Origin of the sequence: Chromobacterium sp. ASV23 (genome assembly GCF_016428945.1) — a bacterium.
Taxonomy (GTDB): Bacteria; Pseudomonadota; Gammaproteobacteria; order Burkholderiales; family Chromobacteriaceae; genus Chromobacterium; species Chromobacterium sinusclupearum.
This window is the reverse complement of record NZ_JAELTR010000114.1, coordinates 1-3,406: the sequence shown is the minus strand read 5'-3', so window position 1 is coordinate 3,406 and position 3,406 is coordinate 1. Positions and strand designations below refer to the sequence as shown.

The window sequence follows — 3,406 nt, the reverse complement described above, 5'->3', positions numbered from 1 at the left end:
CCCCCCCCCCCCCCCCCCCCCCCCCCCCCCCCCCCCCCCCCCCCCCCCCCCCCCCCCCCCCCCCCCCCCCCCCCCCCCCCCCCCCCCCCCCCCCCTTTCTAATCCCCCCCCCACCCCCCACACCTCCACCTCCGTGCTGTCGTCGGCAGCGTCAGATGTGTATAAGAGACAGGCTCTCTAGTGTCTTTTTTTAATTCTTCAAAGGTTTTTAATTTTACATTTGTACTTTTTGTTGCCTCATATGCACCGCTTTGAAATCCAACCTCTGAGATGATGAATGCTCTATCCGCCCCAATATCTTCCGCAATTGTTCTAAGTCCGAGAACTTGAAGTTTGTTAACTTTGGTTTTCCATTTTTTTGCTTCTACTATCCACGTTAGATCTTCGCCTAAGAATTTAGTAGTCACCAATACGTCAATATCGTGCTGGGTTCTTACTCCCTGTATGGTCACATTTGTTTTGGCAACAGCCCCGATAGAAGTAAAGTAATTACATATTTCTTCTTGAAATTTAAACCAGTCTGCATTTTTACTCATTGCTAAATCCTAATGATTAGGTGGCGATCATTTTTAAATGGAGTGGTCAATGGATAGTTCATTATTATAGAGAATTTATAATTTAGGGGGTGAAAGGGTTTGTTTTCGATGGCGGCTATTTTATTTTAATTTGCTAGAAAATTATTGCTCTCTTGATGGCTTTCTAAAAATTCCGCGTACCACTGCATCATTTTTCGACGCTCCTCCAAATATTCAGCTCGATGGTAAGCCGCCCGTACTTTGTTGCGCTCTGCGTGTGCGAGTTGTTTCTCTATGATATCTGGGTCAAAGCCTTCTTCGTTGAGAACTGTTGAAGCCAGGGCGCGAAAGCCGTGAGGGGTTGCCGTGCCTTTGTAGCCCATGCGGCCCATGGCATAGCCCAGTGTGTTCTCGGACATCGGTTTTTTGAGATCTGTCACGGCAGGGAAGAGCAGTGCGCTTTTGCCGGTCAGCGGCCGTAGCTCTTTCAGCAGCTCCAGCGCCTGGCGCGATAGCGGTACAAGGTGAGGCTCGCGCATCTTCATGCGCTCGGCCGGGATGCGCCATTCGGCGCGCTCTTCATCAAACTCTTCCCAGCGTGCGGCGCGCAGTTCGCCAGGGCGGACAAAGGTCAGCATCAGCAGATGCATGGCAATGCGTGTCGGGATGTAGAGCGGTTCGGCCGCCAGGCGGCGGTAGAACTCGCGTAGCTCGCCTCGTGGCAGTGCTGGGCGGTGTTCCACCTTCTTTGCGCGTATCGCGCCTGTCAGGTCTGTTGCCGGGTTGTGGACGGCCCGGCCGGTCTGGATGGCATAGCGGATTACTGCGCTGATTCGTTGCAGCACGCGTTGGGCGGTTTCCACCGCGCCACGTTTTTCTATTTTGCGGATGGTATCCAAGATCATCGGCGCGGTGAGTTGGGAGACTGGCTGCTTGCCGAGGTCGGGGAAGGCGTCAGCCTCTAGGGAGTCGAGGATTCTAACCGCGTGATCCTTGCTCCAGCGCGGCAACTGTTTGTCGTACCACTCTCGGGCAACACTCTCGAAGGAATTTTCAGCATTGAGTTGTCGCTCCCTCTTCTGCTCTTTCTTGGCTGCGTTGGGGTCAACTCCTGCTGCGAGCAACTTATGCGCGGCATCGCGCTTTTCGCGTGCTTCTTTGAGCGTGACTGTGGGGTAGACGCCAAAGGATAGTGTCTTCTGCTTGCCATCATAGCGGTAGGCCATGCGCCAATACTTGGCCCCGTTAGGCATGATCCAGAGAAATAAGCTGCCGCCATCTGCCAGCTTGGCAGGTTTTCCATCATCTCTGGCTTTGCTATTGCGGATGGCTGTGTCTGTGAGCGGCATGTTGGCATTTCCTGCTGTTGGTATCTGGCGTGATGGTATCTTCAGTACCAACATATGTACCAACACTTTGTACCGGCTTTGGCTGGATGGTCCCGGACGGAAATGGACAACAAAAAACCCGCAAAGCCTTGTGCTGTGCGGGTTTCCTGGTACTTCTTGGACTCTCTCGGAGTGATCGCTGGTGCCCAGAGTCGGACTCGAACCGACACGCCTTGCGGCGGGGGATTTTGAATCCCCTGCGTCTACCAATTTCGCCATCCGGGCGACATCTGCGAGAGAACGAATCTTAACCTTCGCCGTCACGCTTGTAAATAGTTGCGGCTTAGTCTTTTTTCAGTTTCAGCGCGTAGTCGTACAGTTGCTTGCGGTTGGCGCCGCTGATCTGGGCCGCCAGCGTGGCGGCCTGCTTGGTGGGCAGGTCGGCGGCCAGGATTTGCAGCACGCGCATGGCTTCGGCCGGCGGCGCGTCGTTATCGGCTTCTACGGCCGGGGCGGCGTCGATGATCAGGGCGATTTCGCCGCGCTGCTGGTTGCTGTCGGCCTTTACCCACTCCAGCAGTTCTGCCGCGGGCAGCGCCTGGAAGGTTTCAAAGGTTTTGGTCAGTTCGCGCGCGATCATCACGCGGCGCTCGCCGCCCAGTTCCGCCACGATGTCTTCCAGCGCGTCCACAATGCGGTGCGGCGCTTCGTAGCAGACGGTGAGATGGGGGGCGGACAGCCATTGCTGCAGCGTTTTGCGGCGTTCGCCGCTTTTGGGCGGCAAAAAGCCGTGGAACAGAAAGGTGGGGGCGGTGAAGCCGCTGGCGGACAGCGCGGCGATGACGGCGCTGGCGCCGGGAAGCGGGCGCACCGGGTGGCCGGCGGCGCGCACGGCCTCTACCAGCCGCGCGCCGGGGTCGGACACGGCCGGGGTGCCGGCGTCGGATACCTGGACCACAATCTGCCCTTCGGACAGCCAGCGCACCACTTGTTCCGCCATGCCGCGCTCGTTGTGTTCGCGCAGGCTGACCAGCCGTTTGGCGCGGATGCCATAGGCGGACAGCAGCTGGCCGGTGACGCGGGTGTCTTCGGCGCAGACCACGTCGGCGGCTTCAAACGCCGCCAGCGCGCGCGCGCTGATGTCGGCCAGATTTCCAATGGGCGTGGCCACCACATATAATGTCCCGCTACAGAAACTATCCCTGGCGGCATCGATCAGGTGGGCGAACGAGTTATGCAAAGACTGACTCCGCTGTTATTGGTGAGCTTGGCGCTGACGTGGTTGACGCCCGCGCTGGCGCAAACCCCAGACTATATCATCCAAAGCAACGGCGCGCCGATGCGCGCGCTGCAGCAAGCGCCCGGCCAAACGCCGCGGCTGGCCCCCGCGCCGGCGCAGACGGCGCCTGCCGCGGCAGCCTTGCCCAGCTCCGCGCCCTGTCTCTTATACACATCTCCGAGCCCACGAGACTCCGCCAATTATCGCGTATGCCGTCTTCTGCGTGAAAAGGGGGGGGGGGGGGGGGGGGGGGGGGGGGGGGGGGGGGGGGGGGGGGGGGGGGG

The 3,406-nt window shown here is 58.8% G+C and carries 2 protein-coding genes, 1 tRNA gene and 1 pseudogene; 1 reads left to right on the top strand and 3 read right to left on the bottom strand.

All coding sequences use genetic code 11. From position 1 onward, the window contains the following. Positions 1-661: 661 nt before the first annotated feature. The 3 genes from JHD59_RS21670 to rsmI all read right to left on the bottom strand — a co-directional run bounded on the left by JHD59_RS21670 (position 662) and on the right by rsmI (position 3,083). The gene (locus JHD59_RS21670; RefSeq protein WP_199155788.1) at positions 662-1,864 is read right to left on the bottom strand and encodes an integrase arm-type DNA-binding domain-containing protein; all 1,203 of its coding nucleotides are present in this window, start codon (positions 1,862-1,864) and stop codon (positions 662-664) included. 179 nt (positions 1,865-2,043) lie between these two features. Then, a tRNA-Leu gene (locus tag JHD59_RS21665) sits at positions 2,044-2,128 on the bottom strand. Positions 2,129-2,186: 58 nt separating this feature from the next. Then, positions 2,187-3,083, bottom strand: coding sequence for a 16S rRNA (cytidine(1402)-2'-O)-methyltransferase (gene rsmI / locus JHD59_RS21660; protein ID WP_233164456.1), 897 nt, complete (start codon positions 3,081-3,083; stop codon positions 2,187-2,189). On the opposite strand from rsmI, the pseudogene JHD59_RS21655 reads away from it, so the two are divergent. Then, positions 3,078-3,406, top strand: a pseudogene (locus tag JHD59_RS21655) (hypothetical protein); the annotation flags it as partial. The gene rsmI and the pseudogene JHD59_RS21655 sit on opposite strands and share 6 nt — an antisense overlap.